Source organism: Microbacterium sp. NPDC007973 (assembly GCF_042958465.1).
In the GTDB taxonomy this organism is placed as follows: domain Bacteria; phylum Actinomycetota; class Actinomycetes; order Actinomycetales; family Microbacteriaceae; genus Microbacterium; species Microbacterium galbum.
Window position 1 is genome coordinate 517,294 of the sequence record NZ_JBIBJJ010000003.1, and the last position, 21,270, is coordinate 538,563.

General features: G+C 70.9%; 20 protein-coding genes and 1 tRNA gene. 8 read left to right on the top strand and 13 right to left on the bottom strand.

Annotated features, from left to right (window positions below):
- Window positions 1–97 precede the first annotated feature (97 nt).
- On the top strand, window positions 98–661 hold the full coding sequence (gene rsmD, locus ACFZA2_RS11515) for a 16S rRNA (guanine(966)-N(2))-methyltransferase RsmD (protein ID WP_391404665.1): 564 nt from the start codon (window positions 98–100) through the stop codon (window positions 659–661).
- Window positions 662–772: 111 nt separating this feature from the next.
- On the opposite strand, the gene thiL is transcribed toward rsmD, so the two are convergent.
- Window positions 773–1,777 carry a thiamine-phosphate kinase gene (gene thiL / locus ACFZA2_RS11520; protein WP_391404668.1) on the bottom strand — a complete coding sequence of 335 codons (1,005 nt, stop codon included), beginning with the start codon at window positions 1,775–1,777 and terminating at the stop codon, window positions 773–775.
- Between the two features lie 25 nt (window positions 1,778–1,802).
- On the opposite strand from thiL, the gene ACFZA2_RS11525 reads away from it, so the two are divergent.
- Window positions 1,803–2,306: a DUF3515 family protein gene (locus tag ACFZA2_RS11525; RefSeq protein WP_391404671.1), complete on the top strand. Its 504-nt coding sequence runs from the start codon at window positions 1,803–1,805 to the stop codon at window positions 2,304–2,306.
- A 156-nt stretch (window positions 2,307–2,462) separates the two neighbouring features.
- Here ACFZA2_RS11525 and ACFZA2_RS11530 read toward each other — a convergent pair whose 3' ends face one another.
- From ACFZA2_RS11530 to leuC, 6 genes are all read right to left on the bottom strand, one after another.
- Window positions 2,463–3,548, bottom strand: a complete 1,086-nt coding sequence (locus ACFZA2_RS11530) for a D-alanine--D-alanine ligase family protein (protein WP_391404674.1) — start codon at window positions 3,546–3,548, stop codon at window positions 2,463–2,465.
- Entirely contained in the window at window positions 3,448–4,590 is a 1,143-nt protein-coding gene (locus tag ACFZA2_RS11535; RefSeq protein ID WP_391404677.1) for an NAD(P)H-dependent glycerol-3-phosphate dehydrogenase, read from the bottom strand. The genes ACFZA2_RS11530 and ACFZA2_RS11535 overlap by 101 nt, the downstream gene beginning before the upstream one ends.
- Window positions 4,580–5,320 carry a lysophospholipid acyltransferase family protein gene (locus ACFZA2_RS11540; RefSeq protein WP_391404679.1) on the bottom strand — a complete coding sequence of 247 codons (741 nt, stop codon included), beginning with the start codon at window positions 5,318–5,320 and terminating at the stop codon, window positions 4,580–4,582. Before ACFZA2_RS11540 ends, ACFZA2_RS11535 begins: the two co-directional genes overlap by 11 nt.
- Window positions 5,321–5,325: 5 nt before the next feature.
- A complete protein-coding gene (gene murA / locus ACFZA2_RS11545) occupies window positions 5,326–6,699 on the bottom strand; it encodes a UDP-N-acetylglucosamine 1-carboxyvinyltransferase (RefSeq protein WP_363391969.1) in 1,374 nt (457 codons plus the stop codon).
- A 63-nt stretch (window positions 6,700–6,762) separates the two neighbouring features.
- Window positions 6,763–7,359, bottom strand: a complete 597-nt coding sequence (gene leuD, locus ACFZA2_RS11550; RefSeq protein ID WP_391404683.1) for a 3-isopropylmalate dehydratase small subunit — start codon at window positions 7,357–7,359, stop codon at window positions 6,763–6,765.
- A 1-nt stretch (window position 7,360) separates the two neighbouring features.
- Complete coding sequence (leuC, locus tag ACFZA2_RS11555) at window positions 7,361–8,842, bottom strand: 3-isopropylmalate dehydratase large subunit (RefSeq protein ID WP_391404686.1); 1,482 nt, start codon at window positions 8,840–8,842, stop codon at window positions 7,361–7,363.
- A 229-nt stretch (window positions 8,843–9,071) separates the two neighbouring features.
- Between leuC and ACFZA2_RS11560 the strand changes: the two genes are divergently transcribed.
- Window positions 9,072–10,382 (top strand): O-acetylhomoserine aminocarboxypropyltransferase/cysteine synthase family protein, encoded by a 1,311-nt coding sequence (locus ACFZA2_RS11560; RefSeq protein WP_391404689.1) that lies wholly within the window; start codon window positions 9,072–9,074, stop codon window positions 10,380–10,382.
- Window positions 10,379–11,692 carry an LLM class flavin-dependent oxidoreductase gene (locus ACFZA2_RS11565; RefSeq protein WP_391404692.1) on the top strand — a complete coding sequence of 438 codons (1,314 nt, stop codon included), beginning with the start codon at window positions 10,379–10,381 and terminating at the stop codon, window positions 11,690–11,692. The genes ACFZA2_RS11560 and ACFZA2_RS11565 overlap by 4 nt, the downstream gene beginning before the upstream one ends.
- Before the next feature lie 240 nt (window positions 11,693–11,932).
- Here ACFZA2_RS11565 and ACFZA2_RS11570 read toward each other — a convergent pair whose 3' ends face one another.
- Window positions 11,933–12,994 (bottom strand): TerC family protein, encoded by a 1,062-nt coding sequence (locus ACFZA2_RS11570; protein WP_391404695.1) that lies wholly within the window; start codon window positions 12,992–12,994, stop codon window positions 11,933–11,935.
- A gap of 175 nt (window positions 12,995–13,169) precedes the next feature.
- On the opposite strand from ACFZA2_RS11570, the gene ACFZA2_RS11575 reads away from it, so the two are divergent.
- Both ACFZA2_RS11575 and ACFZA2_RS11580 read left to right on the top strand, forming a co-directional pair.
- Window positions 13,170–13,724, top strand: coding sequence for a sigma-70 family RNA polymerase sigma factor (locus ACFZA2_RS11575; protein WP_363391979.1), 555 nt, complete (start codon window positions 13,170–13,172; stop codon window positions 13,722–13,724).
- The gene (locus tag ACFZA2_RS11580; protein ID WP_391404699.1) at window positions 13,721–14,794 is read left to right on the top strand and encodes a DUF4349 domain-containing protein; all 1,074 of its coding nucleotides are present in this window, start codon (window positions 13,721–13,723) and stop codon (window positions 14,792–14,794) included. The genes ACFZA2_RS11575 and ACFZA2_RS11580 overlap by 4 nt, the downstream gene beginning before the upstream one ends.
- 286 nt (window positions 14,795–15,080) lie before the next feature.
- Here ACFZA2_RS11580 and ACFZA2_RS11585 read toward each other — a convergent pair.
- A tRNA-Glu gene (locus ACFZA2_RS11585) sits at window positions 15,081–15,156 on the bottom strand.
- 187 nt (window positions 15,157–15,343) lie between these two features.
- On the opposite strand from ACFZA2_RS11585, the gene ACFZA2_RS11590 reads away from it, so the two are divergent.
- A complete protein-coding gene (locus ACFZA2_RS11590) occupies window positions 15,344–15,982 on the top strand; it encodes an MBL fold metallo-hydrolase (protein ID WP_391404701.1) in 639 nt (212 codons plus the stop codon).
- Window positions 15,983–16,014: 32 nt separating this feature from the next.
- Window positions 16,015–16,950, top strand: coding sequence for a hypothetical protein (locus ACFZA2_RS11595; protein WP_391404704.1), 936 nt, complete (start codon window positions 16,015–16,017; stop codon window positions 16,948–16,950).
- Between the two features lie 78 nt (window positions 16,951–17,028).
- Here the strand turns inward: ACFZA2_RS11595 and ACFZA2_RS11600 are convergent, their stop codons facing one another.
- Genes ACFZA2_RS11600 through ACFZA2_RS11615 form a run of 4 tightly spaced genes read right to left on the bottom strand, consistent with a single transcriptional unit; the run spans window position 17,029 to window position 21,151 of the window.
- Window positions 17,029–17,298, bottom strand: a complete 270-nt coding sequence (locus tag ACFZA2_RS11600) for an HPr family phosphocarrier protein (RefSeq protein WP_076676061.1) — start codon at window positions 17,296–17,298, stop codon at window positions 17,029–17,031.
- Between the two features lie 27 nt (window positions 17,299–17,325).
- Window positions 17,326–19,386, bottom strand: a complete 2,061-nt coding sequence (locus ACFZA2_RS11605; RefSeq protein WP_391404708.1) for a fructose-specific PTS transporter subunit EIIC — start codon at window positions 19,384–19,386, stop codon at window positions 17,326–17,328.
- A gap of 17 nt (window positions 19,387–19,403) precedes the next feature.
- Window positions 19,404–20,369 carry a 1-phosphofructokinase family hexose kinase gene (locus tag ACFZA2_RS11610; RefSeq protein WP_391404711.1) on the bottom strand — a complete coding sequence of 322 codons (966 nt, stop codon included), beginning with the start codon at window positions 20,367–20,369 and terminating at the stop codon, window positions 19,404–19,406.
- Complete coding sequence (locus ACFZA2_RS11615; RefSeq protein ID WP_391404714.1) at window positions 20,366–21,151, bottom strand: DeoR/GlpR family DNA-binding transcription regulator; 786 nt, start codon at window positions 21,149–21,151, stop codon at window positions 20,366–20,368. The genes ACFZA2_RS11610 and ACFZA2_RS11615 overlap by 4 nt, the downstream gene beginning before the upstream one ends.
- Window positions 21,152–21,270: the final 119 nt, after the last annotated feature.

Consider the following 21,270-nt stretch of genomic DNA (forward strand, 5'->3'; position numbering starts at 1 on the left):
ACCCTCCGACACCACCCGCCCGCACCCCGGGTCCGCCCGGAGCGGGCCCCTGGTCGCGGGGCCGATCCACGGCATCGGGAAACCGTAGGCTGGAGCGGTGACGCGCATCATCTCGGGCCGCGCCGGCGGCACCGTCCTCGACGTCCCCCCGAAGGGCACGCGCCCCACCAGCGACCGGGTGCGCGAGTCCCTCTTCGGCGCTCTCGAGTCCGCGGGGGTCCTCGACGACGCCCGCGTCGCCGACCTGTACGCGGGGTCCGGCGCTCTGGGTCTCGAGAGCCTCAGTCGCGGCGCCGCGTCCGCCGACCTCGTCGAGCTCTCCGCCCCGGCGGCGGCGCTCATCCGCAAGAACGCCGACCGTCTGCGCACGGCGGGTGTCTCCGCGCCCGCGCGCGTGCACCGCGCGAACGTCACGACCTACCTCGCGGCATCCGCGCAGGTCTGGGACCTGGTGTTCATCGACCCGCCCTACGACGTCTCGGAGGCCGAGGTCGCGAGCGTGCTCGTCGCGCTCGCGCCGCGGCTCAGCCCGGACGCGACCGTGATCGTCGAACGTGCGAAGCGCTCCCCCGCGCCCGATTGGGCCGCCGCCGGCCTCGAGGCCGACCGCGACCGGGCGTACGGCGACACGACGATGTGGTGGGGACGCCCCGCGGCCTGACGAGCGCCTCGTCCCGCGGTCGACGGGAGGGCCGGGGAACGCGCGCCCCACGCCGTTGGAGCGACAGGAGCGCGCACGGAGGTCACGCCCCCGGCGACGGGGACCGCGGCCTCAGCCGCGCCCCGCATCCCAATCGCGGTACGGGTCCCACCCTCCCGGGCCCTCCCACGCCCGCCCGTCGACCCGCACAGCGTCGTCGCCTCGGGCGACGACAGTGCCGATGCGACGGCCGTGGGGCTCGGCATCCGGGGGGAACACGACGAGGAACCCGTGGTCCTCTCCCCCGTCCAGGGCGCGCGCCGGCTCATCGCCGAGCGTGGCGCTGTCGATCTCGATCGTGACGTCGGAAGCGTCGGCCAGGCGCGTGGCGTCGAGGACGAGACCGTCGGAGACGTCCATCATGGCCGTCGCCCCGGATGCCGCGGCCGCCAGCGCCGCGGCCAGAGGCGGGCGCGGGGCGAGCTGGCGCGACACGGCCCGCGCGTCGGCGGGGTCGAGCGCCTCGCGGGCATCCGGCGTCAGCGCGACGGGGGCGCCGTCGGCGTCGGTGAAGCGCCGGAACAGCACCTCGAGCCCCCTCGCCGCCTCGCCGAGCTCGCCGATCACGTAGACGCCGTCGCCCACGCGGGCACCTGAACGGCGAACGGGGTCGCGTCCCTCGAGGCTGCCGAGCGCCGTCACGGCGATGGTGAGGGTGTCCGAGACGGTGAGGTCCCCACCCTCGACCGCGCAGCCGGGGGCCAGCTCGGCGCACGCGGCCGCGAGACCGTCGGCGAGGCCCTGCACGAACGACACGGGCGTCGCGTCGGGCATCGCCAGCGCGACCAGGAGAGCCACGGGGCGGGCGCCCATGGCCGCCACGTCGGCGAGGTTGACCGCTGCCGCCTTGAAACCGAGCTCGACCGGCGACGACCAGGCCAGGCGGAAGTCGGGGCCGTGCACGAGCGTGTCGGTCGTGGCGACCACGCGCCCGTCGGGCACCGAGAGCACGGCGGCGTCGTCGCCCGGGCCCACGGGCGCGGTCGAGGGCGGGAGGCGATCGAGGATGCCGCGGAGGACCTGCCCCTCGGACAGCTCGCCCACAGTCGTCTCGGGGGTGGTCTCGGCGTCGGTCACCCTCCCACGCTATTAGCCTGGAGGGGTGCCCCGCTCTCCCCGTACCCTCGCGCTGCTGACCGCCCTCGCCCTGCTCCCGGGGCTCGCGGCGTGCAGCACGACGGTGGCGATGGAACCCGCGAAGGATTCGAACGACCCGGCGTGCGCCGACATCGTCTCGCGCCTACCGCAGACCATCTCGGGCCAGGAGCGTCGGTGGACCGATGCCCAGGCCACCGGAGCGTGGGGCGACCCCGCCGCGATCCTGATGACCTGCGGGCTCGAGACGCCCGGCCCCTCGACCCTGCCGTGCCGGTCCTTCGACGGCGTCGACTGGCTCGTCGACGAGTCGCAGGCCGCCGACAACCGCTACACGCTCACGACGTTCGGTCGCACCCCCGCCCTGCAGGTCTACCTCGACTACGAGGCGGCGAGCAGCGGCGACGTCGCCCAGGCGCTCGGACCGCTGATCCGCACCTACCTGCAGCCCACGGGCTCGGTGTGCACCTCGGCGTCCGACGCCACGGCGACCCCCAGCCCCGCGCCGTAGCCCGCCCCTTCCGACAGCGGCCCCGCACGGGGGCCGCGACGCACCCATGAGCGCCGCGGCGGTGGAACACGGCGACACGCCGCTCACCGGCATCCGCCCCGCCGGTTCGGGTCGTCGACCCGCCGTCGTACACTGCCGCGGGACGCCGCGACGGTGTCAGACCTTCTCGAGCGCAGCGTCGAGCAGGTCGCTGATGAGGTCCGGGTACGACAGGCCCGAGGCGATCCAGCACGTGGGGAACATCGAGATCGGGGTGAACCCGGGCATCGTGTTGACCTCGTTCACGTAGAACTCGGTGCCGGTGTAGAAGAAGTCCACGCGGGCCAGCCCCTGACCGCCGATCGCCTCGAAGGCCTGGGCGGCGATGCGCTGCATCTCGGCGAGCTCGCCGTCGCGAAGGTCCGCGGGGCAGACCAGCTCGACGCCGGGGGCGTCGAGGTACTTCGCCTCGAAGTCGTAGAACTCGCGGCCCGTGACGACGATCTCCCCCGCCACCGAGACCCGCACCGGCCCGCCGTCGCGCCCGGGCAGCACGCCGCACTCGACCTCGCGCCCGACGATGGCCTTCTCGACCAGCACCAGGCCGTCTTCGGCGAAGGCGGTGTCGAGGGCGGCGTCCAGGTCCTCCCAGCGCGAGACCTTCGTCACACCGACGCTGGAACCCGCCTCGTTGGGCTTGACGAACACGGGCAGGTCGAGCGCCCGCATCCGCCGCTCCCACAGCCCGCGGTCGCGGGCGAGGTCTGCGCGCGTGACGGCCACCCACGGCACGACGGGCACGTTGGCCGCGCGGAGCACCTGCTTGGTGACGTGCTTGTTCATGCCGATCGCCGACATCAGCACGCCGCCACCGGCGTACGGGATGCCGAGGAGCTCGAGCAGGCCCTGCACCGTGCCGTCTTCGCCGAACCGTCCGTGCAGGATCGGGAGCACCACATCGACCTCGCCCAGCGAGCGGGTGCCGTCGGCATCCGTCACCGTCCACTCGCGCGACAGCGTCGAGTCGGGCAGGCGTACCCGCGTGCCGTTGTCGCGGACTACGGGCAGCGCGTCGGGGATCAGCGCGAACTTGTCGGGGTCGTCGTCCTCGAGCACGAAGGCGCCGTCGCGGGTGATGCCGACCGGGATCACCCGGAAGCGCTCACGGTCGATCGCCCGCAGCACCCCGCCCGCCGTGGCGGAACTGATCGAATGCTCGCTGGAGCGCCCGCCGAAGAGCACCACCACCACCGGATTGCTCATTCTGCGTCCTCTCGCCCTGCGGCTGGTCGTCGTCTGTGGTCAGGTGCGGGGCGATGTCGCGGGGATCCATCGTCCCGTCGAGCACCATCTTCACCTGCTGCACGATCGGCATGTCGACGCCGACCTGCTTCGCGAGTTGCAGCACGGGCGCGACGGATGCCAACCCCTCGGCGGTCTGCTGCATCTGCGTGACCACTTCTTTGTAGCCGTAGCCCTGGCCGAGCAGCCGCCCCGCGGTGTTGTTGCGGCTGAGCGGCGACTGGCACGTCGCGATCAGGTCGCCGAGGCCCGCGAGGCCCTGCAGGGTCTCGGGCTGCGCGCCCTGGGCGACTGCGAAGTCGGTCATCTCGACGAGCCCGCGGGTGATGATCGAGGCCTTCGTGTTCTCGCCGTAGCCCACGCCGTCGACGATGCCGATCGCGACCGCGATGAGGTTCTTCAGCACGCCGCCGAACTCGGTGCCGATGACGTCGGTGTTCACGAACGAGCGGAAGTACCGGTTGCGGGCGCGCCGGGCGACGGCCTCGGCCGTCTCGGGGCTCAGCGAGCTGATGACCGCGGCCGTCGGCTGCTCGCGCGCGATCTCGAGAGCGAGATTCGGACCGGATGCCACGGCGATGCGCGCCGGGTCGCACTCGAGCACCTGCTCGATGACCTGGCTCATGCGCAGGCCGGTCGACTTCTCGACACCCTTCATGAGCGACACGAGCGGGACGTCGGTGCGCTCCACGAGCGGGCGGATCGCGGCGAGGTTCTCGCGCAGCGACTGGCTCGGCACCGACAGGTAGATCTGCTCGGCTCCGGTCAACGCCTCCGCCAGGTCGGTCGTCGCCGTCATGGTGCGAGGCAGGTTGATGCCCGAGAGGTAGCGGCTGTTGCGCTTGGACTCGGTGATCTCGGCCGCGAGCTCCGGGCGCCGCGCCCACATGACGACCGAGGCTCCACCGTCGGCGAGGATCTTGCCGAACGTCGTGCCCCAGCTGCCGGCACCGACGACGGCGACCTTCGGACCCGCGGCCGGCTGCAGGTTCTTACGAGTCAAGGCGGCCCGTTTCGTTCTGTCCGTGCTGAGACGGGTTCCACCGCTCGGTGGGCGCCGGGATGCCGCGGATGCCGGAGAGCATCTCCGTGATGCGGTTCATCAACGCGTCCGTCGCCCGGGTCAGCGTCGCCGGTTGGGTGGGCGCGGCGGCGTAGTCCGACATGTCCATCGCCGGTCCGAACTCCACGACCACCCGCGAACGGCGCGGGAACCGCAGCTTGCCGTAGCGCGGAAGGATCTGCTGCACACCCCACTGCGCCATCGGGATGAGGGGCAGGTCGCCCGCGAGAGCAAGCCGCACCGCGCCCGTCTTGCCGCGCATCGGCCACAGCTCGGGGTCGCGCGTGAGCGTGCCCTCGGCATAGACGATGACGCCGCGTCCGTCGCGGGCGATCTGCTCGGCGGCCTTCATCGACTGGTTGGCGCTCGTCGAGGTGCGGGGAACGGGCACCATGCCCGTCGCCTTGAGCGCCGCACCGAGGACGGGGGCGCGGAAGAGGCTCTCCTTCGCCAGGAAGCGGGGGGCCCGACCGACCCGCCACACCGCGACGGCGACCACGAGGGGATCGAACTCCGAGTTGTGGTTGGGGGCGAGTACGAACGCCCCCTCCCGCGGGAGGTTCTCGGCACCACGGATCTCGATGCGGGCGAAGAGCCCGGTGAGGGGCACCACGATCGCCGCGAGCGGCCAGAAGGCGCTCGGGCGGCTCTTCTCGGGGTTCGAGGCCACCGGCGTCAGCCCACGACGTCGAAGTCGGCGTGCAGAGCCGTGAGCTTCTCGAGGAACTTCTCGTACCCACGGCGGATGATGCCGATGTTGCGCACCGTCGACTCGCCCTCGGCCGCCAGCGCGGCGATGACGTAGCTGTACCCGCCGCGCAGGTCGGGGACCTCGACGTCGGCGGCGTGCAGCGGCGTGGGGCCGTTGATCACGGCCGCCTGCTCGAGGTCGCGACGCGGGACCCGACGGTCGGGGCTGTCGATGCCCTTGGGGTGCACGACGATGTCGGCGCCCATCTTGTTCAGCGCAGCGGTGAACCCGAGACGGTTCTCGTAGACGGTCTCGTGCACGGTCGAGGTGCCCGCCGCCTGCGTGAGGGCGACGATGAGCGGCTGCTGCCAGTCGGTCATGAAGCCGGGGTGCACGTCGGTCTCGACCATCACGGGCTTGAGTTCGTCGCCACGACGGAACAGGATGCCGTCTTCGCGCACGTCGAACCATCCACCGGCCTTGCGGAAGACGTTGAGGAACGTGAGCATGTCCTGCTGACGCGCGCCCTTGGCGAAGATCTCACCGTCGGTCGCGAGGGCCGCGCAGGCCCAGGATGCGGCCTCGTTGCGGTCGAAGATCGCGCGGTGGTCGTAGCCGACGAGCTTGTCGACGCCCTCGATGAAGATGACGCGGTTGGGCTCGTACGAGATGATCGCGCCCATCTTCTGCAGCACCGCGATGAGATCCATGATCTCGGGCTCGATCGCGGCGTTGCGCAGTTCCGTGACGCCCTTCGCGCGCACGGCGGTGAGGAGCACCTGCTCCGTGGCGCCGACGCTCGGGTACGGCAGCGTGATGTTCGCGCCGTGCAGGCCGTTGGGCGCCGTGATGCGGATGCCCTCGTAGCTCTTGTCGACGACCGCGCCGAAGGCGCGGAGCGCGTCCATGTGGAAGTTGATCGGACGGTCGCCGATGCGGCATCCACCGAGATCGGGGATGAGCGCCTCACCGAGCAGGTGCAGCAGCGGGCCGCAGAAGAGGATCGGGATGCGAGATGCCCCCGCGTGCGCGTCGATCTCCTCGAAGTGCGCGGCGACGGCGCCCGAGGGGTCGAGGTGGAGTGTGCCCTCCTCGTCGCCCTCGGTGACCGTGACGCCGTGCACCTCGAGGAGCGAGCGGACGACCTTGACGTCGCTGATCATCGGCACGTCGCGCAGGGTGCTCGCGGTCTCGCCCAGGAGGGCCGCCACCATCGCCTTGGTCACGAGGTTCTTCGCGCCCTTGACCTCGACCGTCCCCCGCAGCGGACGCCCGCCGCGGATGGCCAGGGTCTCCGCGGATTCCCAGTCCGGCTGTCCGGGGGTGCGGTCTCCGGAATCGGTGACGAGTGTGCTCATAGGGGGGTGGACCTCACTTCGTGGACGAGGGGCGGCGAATCGATCCGATCGGGTCGATCGGATTCAGCGGACCGGGAGGGTCCGCGGCCGCCATGCCTCGCGGCGCGCCTCGAACTGCGTGATCTTGTCTTCATCGCGCAGCGTGAGCCCGATGTCGTCGAGCCCTTCGAGAAGCCGCCACCTAGTGTAATCGTCGATGTCGAAGGAGACCGTGAGGTCGCCGATCATCGCCTTCTTGGCCTGCAGGTCGACGGTCATCTCGATGCCCGGCTGCGCCTCGATGGCGGCCCAGACGCGCTCCAGATCGTCTTCGGTGATCACGCCCGTGACCAGGCCCTGCTTGCCGGAGTTGCCGCGGAAGATGTCGGCGAACTTCGGGCTCAGCACGACCTGGAAACCGTAGTCGCGCAGCGCCCACACGGCGTGTTCGCGGCTGGAGCCCGTTCCGAAGTCGGGGCCCGCCACCAGGATGGATGCCGAGCGGTAGGCGTCCTGGTTCAGGATGAAATCGGGGTCCTGCCGCCAGTTGGCGAACAGCGCGTCGTCGAAGCCGGTCTTGGTGACCCGCTTGAGGAACACCGCGGGGATGATCTGGTCGGTGTCGACGGCCGAGCGCTTCAGCGGGGCGGCGACACCGGTGTGCGTCGTGAACTTCTCCATGTCAGGCCTCCGCCCCGGTCGAAACGGTCTCCGCGGGGAGCGGGTCGAGATCGGCGGGGCTCGACAGCGTCCCCCGCACGGCGGTGGCCGCGGCCACGAGCGGCGACACGAGGTGGGTGCGCCCGCCCTTGCCCTGGCGTCCCTCGAAGTTGCGGTTCGAGGTGGATGCGCAGCGCTCCCCCGGCGCCAGCTGGTCGGGGTTCATGCCCAGGCACATCGAGCACCCGGCGAAGCGCCACTCGGCGCCGAACGCGATGAAGACCTTGTCGAGGCCCTCGGCCTCGGCCTCCAGACGAACCCGCGCCGACCCCGGCACGACCATCACGCGGACGTTCTCGGCCTTCGACCGGCCCTCGATGACGGAGGCGAAGGCCCGCAGGTCTTCGATGCGGCTGTTGGTGCACGAGCCCATGAAGACGGCATCCACCGGGATGTCTTTCATCGGCGTGCCCGCGGCGAGGTCCATGTATTCCAGGGCCCGTTCGGCGGCGGCGCGCTCGTTGGGATCGGCGAGGTCGGCGGGGGTCGGGACCACGTCCGACAGCGACACGCCCTGACCGGGGTTGGTGCCCCACGTGACGAAGGGCTCGAGCTCGTTCGCGTCGAGGAACACCTCCGCGTCGTAGACGGCGCCCTCGTCGCTCGGCAGCGTCCGCCAGTAGGCGACCGCGTCGTCCCAGTCCTGCCCCTGCGGGGCGTGCGGCTTGTCCTTGACGTAGGCGAAGGTCGTCTCGTCGGGGGCGATCATGCCGGCGCGGGCGCCCGCCTCGATCGACATGTTGCACATCGTCATGCGCCCCTCCATCGAGAGGGAGCGGATCGCGCTGCCGCGGAACTCGAGCACGTAGCCCTGGCCGCCGTTCGCGCCGATTTCGGCGATGATCGCGAGGATGATGTCCTTCGCGGTGACGCCGGGCTTCAGCTCGCCCTCGACGGTGATCGCCATCGTCTTGAAGGGCTTCAGCGGCAGGGTCTGCGTGGCGAGCACGTGCTCGACCTCGCTCGTGCCGATGCCGAACGCCATCGCACCGAAGGCGCCGTGGGTCGAGGTGTGCGAGTCGCCGCAGACCACGGTAATCCCGGGCATGGTCAGGCCGAGCTGCGGGCCGACGACGTGGACGATCCCTTGCTCCTTGTCGCCCAGCGAGTGGATGCGCACGCCGAACTCGTCGGCGTTGCGACGGAGGGTGTCGATCTGGGTGCGACTGGTGAGGTCGGCGATCGGCTTGTCGATGTCGAGGGTCGGGGTGTTGTGGTCCTCGGTGGCGATCGTCAGGTCGAGACGGCGCACCGGGCGCCCCTCGGCGCGGAGACCGTCGAACGCCTGTGGGCTCGTGACCTCGTGCACGAGGTGCAGGTCGATGTAGATGAGATCGGGCTGGCCGTTCTCACCCTTGACCACGAGGTGGTCGTCCCAGACCTTCTCGGCCAGGGTGCGGGGGCGCTCCGGAACGTGGATGCCGTCGATCGATGTGCTGCTCATGGTGGCGTTTCTCCTCGGAAGGGGTGTGAGGCCCGCGACGAACTCCGCGACGAGAGAGGCCTAGGACAAGGTCTCGTCGCGGCCGCTAAGGAGGAGGCGAGCGATCCGCACCCGGTCACGATACCACCGGCCGCGACACCCCCTTCCGCGTAACACGGCGCCGCACGTTTCGTCCATCCGCGTCGAGGCGTGCGAATCTGACCCGATCCCGAAGGAAGGAGCGCGCCCCATGACCGCAGGTGCCGACACCGGATTCTCGACCCGCCAGGTGCACGCGGGCTCGGCCACCGCGCCCGCCACGCCGCGGGCCACACCGATCTACCTGACCGCGGGGTTCACCTTCAGCGACCTCGACGAATCGGCCGAGCACTTCGGGACCGGCGCCGGCTTCGGGTACAGCCGCACCGGCAACCCCACCGTGCAGGCCGTCGAGGAGCGCCTGGCCTCGCTCGAGGGCGGGGATCAGGCCGTCCTTGTCTCCAGCGGTCAGGCCGCGGTGACCGTGGCCTTGCTCGCCCTCGCCGGCGCGGGCGACCATGTCGTCGTCTCGGAGCACATCTACGAGGGCACGCGCGGACTCCTGCTCGACAACCTCGCGCGGCTGGGGGTCGAGACGACCTTCGTCGACGTGTCCGACCTGGATGCCATCCGCGCGGCCGTCACGCCCCGCACGAAGGCCCTCTTCGCCGAGACCCTCTCCAACGCCCGCAACGACGTGCTCGATGTCGCCGCCGTCGCCGCGGTCGGTGCCGAGCGCGGCATCCCCCTCGTCGTCGACAGCACCTTCACCACGCCGTACCTGCTGCGCCCGATCGAGCACGGCGCGGCCGTCGTGGTGCACTCGGCGAGCAAGTTCCTGGCCGGGCAGGGGGCGGTGCTCGGCGGTGTCATCGTCGACGACGGACGCTTCGACGCCGCGGCATCCGGACACCTCTTCCCCCACCTCGTGCAGACGGACCGGCTGGGCGGCGCGAGCTACGCCGAGAAGCACGGGCCCCGCGCGCGCGGGCAGTACATCCGCGAGAGCGTGGCGCCGCGCTTCGGCCCTTCCCCGTCGCCCCTCAACGCCTTCCTCATCGGCCAGGGCATCGAGACGTTGAGCCTGCGCGTCGAGCGCCAGTCCGCGAACGCACTGGTGGTGGCGCGATGGCTCGAGGGGCGCCCCGAAGTGGAGCGCGTCGATTACGTCGGGCTCGAATCGCACCCCCACCACGCTCTCGGCGAGCGGTATCTCCGAGCCGGGCACGGCTCGGTCTTCACCGTGACCCTGCGCGGCGGGCTCGACGCCGCGCGTCATCTCGTGCAGTCGGTACGCCTGATCACGCACATGACGCATCTCGGTGACGTGCGATCGCTCATCCTGCACCCGCAGAGCACCTCCCACTCCGCACGCACGGTCGCCGAGCGCGAGCGGGCCGGCGTGTTCCCGGGCACGGTGCGGCTGTCGATCGGCATCGAAGACGTCGACGACATCATCGCCGACCTCGAGCAGGCGCTCGTCGGTGTGCCCTCCCTCGAGCGGAAGACGGTCGTCCTGTGAGCCGCCTGCAGCATTTCGGCTGGTTCCTCGCGCGCGGCTTCGGCCCGCACGGCTGGGGGCACCCCTACCTGCGGTGGAACCACCGATGGACCGAGCCCGGGCTCTACCAGGATTCCGCGCGCACCCTCGAGCAGGCGGGCTTCGACCTGCTCATCATCGAGGACGCGCCCTCGCTCGGCAGCGCCGACACGATCGACCTGCGCGTGCGCCACGCCTTCGGCGGCCCCAAGCACGACCCGCTGCTGCTCGCACCGTACCTCTTCGCGGCGACGCAGCACCTCGGCGTCGTGCCGACCGTCAATCCCGCGGCCTCCCTGCCCTACACCGCCGCCCGACAGTTCGCGACGCTCCAGCACCTCAGCGGGCACCGCCTGGGCCTGAACGTCGTCACCGACACCGGCAGCGCCCGCCACTTCTCCACGGCTCCGCAGCTCGGGCACGATGCGGCGTACGACCGTGCCGAGGAGTGGCTCGACGGCATCCGGCAGCTCTGGCGCAGCTGGGGCGAGGGCGCTCTCGTCGTCGATGAGGAATCCGGCGTCTACGCCGACGGCACCAGACTGGATGCCACGCATCACCGCGGCGAGTACTTCAGGTTCGACGGGCCGCTGAACGCCATCCCCTTCACCGACGGCGAGCCCGCCATCGTCTCCCCCGGCGGCTCAGGCCGCGGTCTGTCGTTCGCCGGGCACAACTCGGACGTGCAGCTCGCGCTGGCGCCGCTCGACGAAGCGAGCATCCGCGCGTATCGCGGCCGCATCCACGCCGCTGCCGAGGCGGCCGGGCGCTCCGCCACCGACATCAAGATCCTCTTCGCGATCCAACCCGTTCTCGTGTCGTCGCCGGAGGAAGCCGACCGGCTGGTGGCGGCATCCGCGGATCCCTCCGACGACGCCCTGATCGCGATCGCGCGCAAGCAGTCGAGCGACCTGGAGACCGACCTGACGGGTCTGGATCTCGACCGTCCTCTCGATCGCTCGATCTTCGGCGAGCACGTGTCGGAGGGCAGCATCCGGCGCCTCGTCGGGAAGCACGACGCCGACACCCCGCTGCGCACACTCCTCGCTGCGCACGCACGCCTCGGCCGCCTGAACGACGGCTCCGGCTTCGTGGGCACGGCCGACGAGTTCGCCGACCGCATCGAGGAGCTCGGCGAGTGGGGCAACGACGGCGTGCTGCTGTGGGGCGACCTGCACCCGGTCACGGTGCACCGGCTGCTGGACGACCTGGTGCCGATCCTCCGGCGCCGCGGCATCCTCCGCGAGGAGTACGTCGACGGCGGTCTGCAGGCGAACCTGCGCGCGTTCTAGGTCCCGGATGCCGGGGCTCCGACGTCCGTCGTGCTGGCGGCGCCGCGCGTCCCACATCTGCCGTCGCAGGTGGGACGCGGTCGCAGGTGGGAGCAGCAACCACCGATGTCCCACTTATGGTCACTCACGGCGCCGTCAATCGACCATATTCGGGACATCCACCCCCGTAGGGCGCCGACGCACGGGCGCCGGCAGGAGTCGCAGGCGCCCCGGCCGGACTGGCCGGGACGCTGACAGGGGTCAATCGCGCTCGGGACGCTCCACCGTCGAGGGGGTGCCCTTCTCGTCGGCGACTGCCGCTGCGGCATCCTGACGTCCATCGGCATCCGGTTCCCGACGCGCCGCGATCAGGCTCGCGACCGTGGCCACCGCCATCGACAGGATGATCACCGCGAGCGAGACCCACGTCGAGATCTCGGGCGCCCACTCGATCGGCTCGCCGCCGTTCAGGAACGGCAGCTCATTGACGTGCATCGCGTGCAGGATGAGCTTCACGCCGATGAAGGCGAGGATGAACGCGATGCCGTAGTGCAGGTACTTCAGACGGTCGAGCAGGTCACCGAGCAGGAAGTACAGCTGGCGCAGACCCATGAGGGCGAAGAGGTTCGCGGTGAACACGATGAACGGGCTCTGCGTGATGCCGAAGATCGCGGGGATGGAGTCGATCGCGAAGAGCAGGTCGGTCACACCGATCGCCACGAACACGATGATTATCGGCGTGAACAGCTTCTTGCCGTTCACGCGGGTGATGACCTTCTTGCCGTCGTAGGAGTCGCTCATGGGCAGCACGCGACGCAGCGTCCGCACGATGAGGTTCTCTTTCTGCGCATCGTCGTCGTCGTCGCCCGGGAACGCCTGCCGGATCGCGGTGTAGATCAGGAACAGGCCGAAGAGGTAGAAGATCGGGCTGAAGTTCTCGATGATCGTCGCGCCGACCAGGATGAATGCCCCGCGCAGGACGAGCGCGATGATGATGCCCACCATCAGCACTTCCTGCTGATAGCGACGCGGTACCGAGAACTGGCCCATGATCAGCACGAAGACGAAGAGGTTGTCGATCGACAGGCTGTATTCGGTGAGCCAGCCGGCGACGAACTGGCCCGCGACCTCGCCCCCGGCGACGATCCACAGGACGCCCGCGAAGATCAGCGCGAGAGTGACGTAGAAGACGACCCACAGCGTCGACTCCTTGGGCGCCGGGATGTGCGGACGCTTGAGGATGATCAGCAGGTCGGCGATCAGGATGACGACCAGCACCACCAGCGTGATCGTCTGGAAGAGCGGGTCGAGCTGCAGCTCCATCGCGTGGCCTTTCTCCGGGGGAAACGCTCGAGTCTATCGAGCGCCCTTCGTCGGCCCGCGGGTTATGCAAGTACTTCTCATTGCGCGCGTAGTTGTGCGAGACGATCCGCCGCGCGCGGACACCTCTCAATGAGAGAGTGCTCGAAGAGCCTCGCCCGACCGGGAAGGGATGCCGATGACCGACGCCGTGATCGACGACAGAGCCCTCGTCGCGCGCGCCGCCGCCGGGTCGGACGCGGCCTTCCGGGAGCTGTATCGCGCCTACGTGCGGCCCGTCTACTGGGTCGCGTTCGGGCTGGTCGGCCAGGCCGCGGACGCGGAGGACGTCACCCAGGAGACCTTCGTCGTCGCGTGGCGGAAGATCCCGACGCTGCGCCTGGAGGGCGATTCGCTCCTCCCCTGGCTCGCGACGATCTGCCGCCTGCAGGCGCAGAATCGCCTGCGGGCGCGTCGGCGGCACGGCAGTCACGCCGAACTCGACGCGGACATCCCCTCCATCGTCGACGTCGAAGCGCAGGTCGTGCAGGTGCAGACCGTCGCCGCCATCCTGGCCGCCGTCGACCGGTTGAGCGAGCTCGACCGCGAGATCTTCCGGCTGTGCGCGGCGGAGGGCTACGGGTACGAGGCCGCCGCCGCCTCGCTGGGCGTGTCGCACGGCACGGTGCGCAACCGCCTCTCCCGCATCCGCTCACGGATGCGCGCCACCGCGATGGAGACGGAGACACCATGAGCAGCCCCACCCTCCCCACCCTTCCCGCCGATCGTGTGGATGCCATCGAGACGGCCGTCTTCGGGCGGATCGCCGATGAGCGCGACCGTCGTCGCCGTCGTCGCCACGGCGTGTGGACGGGCGTCGGCGCTGCCGCGGCCGTCGTCGTGGTGGCCGCCGTCGTGGGTCCTTCGCTCGGCACGACCTCGGGCGTCAGTGGTTCGTCGACCGCCGTGGGAGCAGCCGATAGGGCGCCGGAGAGCGGGACGACCGATGAGTCCGCCCAGGACTTCGCCGGCGCGGGGGCGGGTTCCGCCCCGGTCGCCCCCGACCAGAGCGGCGAGGGAGTCCGGTCCGAAGCCTCCGCGTCGACGGCCACCGCCGGGCGGGAGATCGTCGCCACGGGGTCCAGCACCGTGGCCGTCGACGACATCGGCACCGCCATCGAGGCGATCGGCGACGCCGCCACCGCCGCCGGCGGCTACGTCGAATCCTCGCAACTCGGTGACGGCGGTGTCGCGATGCCCCTCGAAGGTGCCACGACCGGCGCGACGCTCTCGTCCGGCTGGATCACCGTCCGAGTGCCCGCCGACTCGCTCACCGGCGTGATGGACGGCCTCGGCGACGTGGGCGAGGTCACCGCGACCAGTGTGACCCGGTCCGACGTCACCGACCAGGCGATCGATCTGCGCGCGCGGGTAGCCGCCGGCGAGGCCTCGGTCGCCCGACTGACCGAACTGATGGCCCAGGCCGGCTCGGTGTCCGACCTCATCGCCGCCGAGTCCGCCCTCGCCGAGCGGCAGGCTCAGCTCGACAGCGATCGGCAGGTCCTGCAGTCGCTGTCCTCCCAGGTGGCGATGTCGTCGCTGAGCGTGCAGCTGACCGCCCGCACGGCATCCGTCGCCGCCGACCCGGCCGGCTTCGGCGACGGCCTCTCCGCCGGGTGGAACGGGCTCGTCGCGACGCTGAACGGGGCGGTCATCGGTCTCGGGTTCCTGCTGCCGTGGATCGCCGTGGCCGCGATCGCCGCGGCGGTGGTGTGGGGCGCGCGCCGGATCGTCCGCCGCCGCCGCGCCGCACGCGAGAGCTGAAGGGATGCCGCGGAGCCTCCGGGCGGTGGGGCCCAACCCGCGCATGCGGCTCCTCGTCCTACCGAGGTCGCCGACAACGAAAAGGAGCTCCGACCAATCGGTCGAGGCTCTTCGTCGTGTTGGTGACCCCAGCGGGATTCTCCCTCCGCCCCCTCCACGCGCCGCTTCACGGCGCGCGGAGCCTCCGGGCGGTGGGGCCCAACCCGCGCATGCGGCTCCTCGTCCTACCGAGGTCGCCGACAACGACGAAGAGCCCCGACCATTCGGTCGAGGCTCTTCGTCGTGTTGGTGACCCCAGCGGGATTCGAACCCGCGTTACCGCCGTGAGAGGGCGGCGTACTAGGCCGCTATACGATGGGGCCGCGTCGCAACGTGTTCAAGTATGCACCACGAATGACGCGCACGCAAAATCGGGGCCGAGCCACCGATATCCCGGGCGTGTCCGGCCACGGTACCGCGATCCGGCGGTCAACGGAAGAGGCGTTAGACGCTGTTCACCTCACGCGCCAGCGCTTGCCGCCCCCTGGCATCCGGGAGTTGGATCGGAGTATGCGCCTCACCAAACACGAACACGCCGCTCTCGTCGTCGTCGAGTCCGGGCACACGCTCGTCATCGATCCCGGGAGCTTCACCTCGCCCCTCGAAGACCTGGTGGGTCTCGTCGGCGTGGTCATCACGCACGAGCACCCCGACCACTGGACCCCGGAGCACCTGACGCGACTGCAGAAGGCCCACCCCGACGTGCCGATCTACGGCCCCGAGGGCGTTCGCGACGCCGCTGCCGGGTTCGAGATCACGGTCGTGAAACCCGGCGACCGGCTCGATCTCGGGCCGTTCCACCTCGAGTTCTTCGGCGGACGTCACGAGGTGATCCACGAGTCGATCCCCGTGGTCGACAACGTCGGCGTCCTCGTCAACGACACGCTCTACTACCCCGGCGATTCCTACGCGGTGCCGAAGCACAAGAAGGTCTCGCTCCTCGCCGCGCCGGTCGGGGCCCCCTGGCTCAAGATCGGCGACGCGATCGACTACGTCCTCGCGGTCAAGCCCGAGCGGGTGTTCGCCACCCACGACATGACCCTGTCGGTCGCCGGCAAGCAGATGGGCGACGCCCGCCTGACGTGGGCGGTCGAGCAGAACGGCGGCTCCTTCGTCGATCTGAAGCCCGGCGACACGGTCGAGGTCTAGCCGAGATCATGGTCGACGGTCCCCGCGCTGTCATGGAGCACGCACACCGCGGCCTCGCGCCGCTGCTGCTCGCCGTCGTCATCGCGCTCGGCGGGTGCGCCGCACCGGCCGCGGACAGCGGGGACGAGGGGGAAGCACGCTCCACCGTCGAATCGTTCCTGCGGGCCGTCGCCGAGGGGCGGTTCTCGGAGGCGCTTCCGCTGACGACGCTCGGCGCCGACGGTCTGATCTGCCCCGCCCTCGCCGAGGACTCGACGACATCGAGGCCCATCGCCGCACCGGAGGTGACAGCTCTTCAGGTGAACGGGGACACCGCGACAGCGCAGGTCAGCTACCGCGCTCCCTCGGACAGCACGGTCGCCCTCGCTCTGACGCGTGAATCGGGTTCCTGGCTCATCGCCTTCCCCGACGACTGGCGCCTCGCGGTCGGCTTCGACGGCCCGACGGTCGCCGACGTGTCGATAGACGGTTCGTGCAAGATGCCGCTGTCGGACGGCCGCGCCGATGCGCACGCCTGGCCAGGCCGCTATCAGCTGGAGGTCTCCGACCCCACGGGAGTCCTCGAGCGCTCGGAGTCGTTCCTCCTCGCGGTACCGGACGGGACGACGACAGGCCTGAACGGCGATCCCCTCTCGCTTCCGGCTGTTCCGGACGACGAGCTGGCTCTCGTGCAGTCGGAGGCCACTCCCCTGCTCCGGGCCGCGTTCGGGAGATGCGCCGAGGCCGGCTTCTCCGGACCCTCGTGTCCCCCGGAACTGCGGGGAGTCGCGTCCATCGAGGCCGCCCCGAGCGACGGATACCTCACGATCGATCGTCTCCTCTCGGAGGACGGGGCGTCCTGGCGGTTCGAATCGGGAACGGGTTCCTTTGCAGCGACGGTGGACGGGTCGCCTGCGACCGTCGAGTTCCGCTACACCGGGACCGTCTTGCGCGAGGCAGACGGGTCCCTCTCCCTCACCTTCGACTGACCGATCGCCGCCCAACACAGAACACCGGATGCCACGACCCCTCGGGGCCGTGGCATCCGGTGTTCTGGTGCGACGTGCTTACTGCGCGTCGAGGTCGGTCTCGAGGAGCGCGACGAGCTCGTCGAGCGCCTGCTCGGCGCCCTCACCCTCGGCCTTGAGCGTCACGACCGTGCCGTGGCCGGCGCCGAGACCCATCAGCGACAGGATGCTGCCCGCGTTGAGGTCGGGACCGCCCTGGGCAGCGATGGTGACGGGGACGTTCTTCTCCTGCACCGCCTGCACGAAGAGCTTCGCGGGGCGGGCGTGGAGGCCCGAGGCGCTGGCGATGGTGGCCTGACGTTCTGCCATGGTGAATCCTTCCGATTCGACGGGGTGTTACGCGGCGACCGTGGCTGCGGGAGCAGCCTCGGCGACGGCGGCGTCCTTGGTGCTGCGGCCGATGCCCTTGAGGGCGACGACGATCAGCGCCGTCACGACGGTACCCGCCACGATCGCGAGGGCGAAACCCCAGAAGGGGTTGATCGCGAAGAAGACGAAGATGCCGCCGTGCGGGGCGAACGACTGCACACCGAACAGCATGCTCAGTCCACCCGTGATCGCACCGCCCACCATCGACGCGGGGATGACGCGCAGCGGGTCGGCCGCGGCGAACGGGATCGCCCCCTCCGAGATGAACGAGGCGCCGAGCAGCCACGCGGCCGCGCCGTTCTCGCGCTCGACCGGCGTGAACTTCTTGCGGGCGAGGAGCGTCGAGGCCAGGGCCATCGCGAGCGGCGGGACCATGCCGGCGGCCATGACCGCGGCCATGATCAGGTACGGGGCCGTGTTGGTCTGCGTGGCGGCGGCGAGGCCCGTGGTGGCGAAGACGTAGGCGACCTTGTTGACCGGTCCACCGAGGTCGAAGCACATCATGAGGCCGAGGATCACGCCGAGCAGGATCGCACCGGCGCCCGAGGCGGCGAGCGAGGTGAGACCGTCGGTGAGGGCGGCCATGAGGGCGGCGATCGGGCGGCCCAGGAAGAGGATCATCAAACCCGAGGCGAAGATCGATCCGAGGAATGGCACGATGACGACGGGCATGAGGCCCCGCAACCAGCGCGGCGCGTCGAAGCGGCCGAGCCACCAGGCGATGAAGCCGGCGAGCAGACCACCGATGATGCCGCCGATGAAGCCCGCGTTCATGAGCACGGCGACGGCACCGGCCACGAAGCCGGGCGCGATACCGGGGCGATCGGCGATCGCGTAGGCGATGAAGCCCGCGAGCACGGCGACGATGAAGCCCATCGACGTCGCACCGATCATGAAGGCCACCGAGCCGAGGTATTGGCCGATCGGGCCGAGCGGCGAGGTGATGCCGTCGGTCGGGAGGTCCCACAGCGAGTTCTGGATGATGACGTTCGCGGCGTTCTGCGTCACCTGGTAGCCGCCGAGCAGGAAGCCCAGGGCGATCAGCAGACCGCCGCCGGCGACGAACGGGATCATGTAGCTCACACCGGTGAGCAGCCACCGCTGGATGCGACGGCCGACCGACTGCTGGGCCGCCGGAGCGTCGGAGGCGGATGCCGTGGCGGCGCCGCCCTGCACGCGTGCGGCGTTCGGGTTGTCGGAGGCGGCGAGGGCCTCGGCGATGAGCTGCTTCGGCTGTTCGATACCGCGCTTGACGCCGGCGCGGACGACCGGCTTGCCCGCGAAGCGCTGCGGCTCGCGGACGTCGACGTCGACCGCGAAGATCACGGCGTCGGCGTCGTCGATCACGCTCTGCGGGAGCGCCTTGTAGCCGCTCGAGCCCTGCGGCTCGACGACGAGCTCCACGCCGTCGGTCTCGGCACCGGCCGCGGTGAGCGCGTCGGCGGCCATGAAGGTGTGGGCGATGCCGGTGGCGCACGCGGTGACCGCGACGATCTTCTTCGTCTTGGTGGCCGTGGCGGTGCGCGCCTCGGCGCGGGTCGCGGCGGGGGCCTCGGCGGCCGGGGCGGACGCCGGCGCGGGGTTCACGGCATCCGTGATGATGCGCACGGCGTCGGACGGCGTCGTCGCTGCACGAAGACCCGACATGAAGCCGTCGTTCATGAGGCTGCGGGCGAGCTGCGACAGCACCGCGAGGTGGGCCTCGTCGGCGCCCGCCGGCGCGGCGATGAGGAACACGATGTCGGCGGGACCGTCCGGGGCGCCGAAGTCGACGCCCGGCGTGAGGCGGGCGAAGGCGAGGGTCGGTTCGGTGACCGACGCGCTCCGCGCGTGCGGGATGCCGATGCCGCCGGGCAGGCCGGTCTCGTCCTTCTGCTCGCGGGCCCACGCGTCGTCGAAGAGCTCTTGAGCGCTCGTCGCGCGGCCCTGCGCGACGACGCGCTCGGCCAGGGCGCGGATCACCGACTGCTTGTCGGTGCCCAGGGGCACGTCGAGAGTGACGAGCTCCGGAGTGATGATGTCGGACATTGTCGTGACCTCCGTGGTCAGGATGTGGCGATGGGGGTGGCGAAATCGGATACGGCGATCGGGCCCGCGGGCAGATCGGCCGGTGTCGGGGGCTGCGTCCCCGGCAGGGTCGCGGCAGCGGCGCCGTAGGCGATGCTGCGTGCGAGACGGTCGGGGGCCGAGGCCCCGTCGAGATCGGCCAGCAGATAGCCGGCGAGCGAGCTGTCGCCCGCGCCGACCGTGCTGGCGACCTGGATCTTGGGGGCGCGTCCGCGCCAGGCTCCCTCGGCCGTGAACAGCAGAGCGCCATCGGCGCCGAGGGTCACGAGAGCGGATGCCACACGGCCGGGCACGAGGGCCGTGGCACGACGCACCGCCTCGGCGAGCACGTCGACGTCGTCCGCGGCATCCTCGCCCACCAGCTCGGCGAGCTCCTCGTGGTTGGGCTTGATGAGGTCGGGGCGAGCGCTCTCGACCACTGCCGCGAGGGCCTCACCCGAGGCATCGACGGCGATGCGCGGAGCGTCGACACCCCACCGCGTGCGGACCGCGGACACGAGATCGGCGTAGAACGACGCGGGGACCCCGGGAGGCAGCGACCCGGCGAGCACGAGCCAGGTCGCCCCTTCGGCCGCCGCGACGACACCCGCCGTGAGGGCTTCGGCCTCGGCGGCGCTCAGCTCGGCGCCGGGGAGGTTGAGCTTGGTCGTCTCGCCCGCGGGGTCGGTGATGGTGAGGTTCGCGCGGGCACGACCGGCCACCTCGACGATGTCGAGGCCGATGCCGGTGTCTTCGAGCAGGACGCGATAGGGGTCGTGGGCGCCGACCGGCACGACCGCGCGGGCCGGGGCGCCGGCAGCCGTCACGACGCGCGCGACGTTGACGCCCTTGCCCCCGGCATCCTCCCGCGACGACACGGCGCGCTGGACCTCGCCCGGGACGAGGGCGTCGGACAGCACGACGGCGCGGTCGGCCGAGGGGTTGGCGGTCAGGGTGACGATCATGCGACACGCACCTCGACGTCGGCGTCGGCGAGGGCGTCGGCGAGATCGGCGGGCGGGGTCGCATCGGTGACGAGGACGTCGATCTCGTCGAGCTGGGCGAAACGCACGAGCAGTTCCTCTCCGAACTTGGCCGCATCCGCGACGAGCACGACGCGGCGGGCCGACTGGATGATGGCGGCCTTCACCGCGGCCTCGTCGGGGTCGGGCGTGCTGAGGCCGAAGCCCGCACTGAGGCCGTTCGTGCCGACGAAGGCGATGTCGGGTCGCAGCTGACCGATCGTGCGGACCGTGTGCGCGCCGACCGCAGCGGCGGTGACCCCGCGGACGCGGCCCCCGATGGTGGTCAGCGACAGGCGGTCATCGCCGGAGAGCACGTGCGCCGCTTCGAGCGAGTGCGTGACGACCTCGACGGCGCCGGCACCCGCGCCGAGAGCCTCGGGCAGCAGAGCGGCCACCGCGGCGGGCGTCGTCCCCGCGTCGAGGAAGACCGAGCCGCGGAAGTCCGGACCCAGCAGCGAGACCGCGGCCGCGGCGATTGCGCGCTTCGCATCGCCGTGACGTTCGCGGCGCTCGGTGAGCGGGGACTCCGCCGTGCTGGCCCGACCGGCGTCGACCGCTCCGCCGTGGACGCGACGGAGGGAGCCGAGGCTCTCCAGACGGTCGAGGTCGCGACGCACGGTCTCCGTCGTCACGTCGAAGCGGCGGGCGAGATCGACGACGCTGACGCGTCCGACTTCGCGCAGTTCGCGCTCGATGAGCTGCTGGCGCTCCATTGCGTACACGGGATCTCCTTCGAAGATTCCCACACAGTACAACATGAACCCACACAAGGCAACAGAATGATCGGATCCCGCGAAGATGCGCGGCGCACCGACACGGCGCCACGCGTCCTCACGGGAAA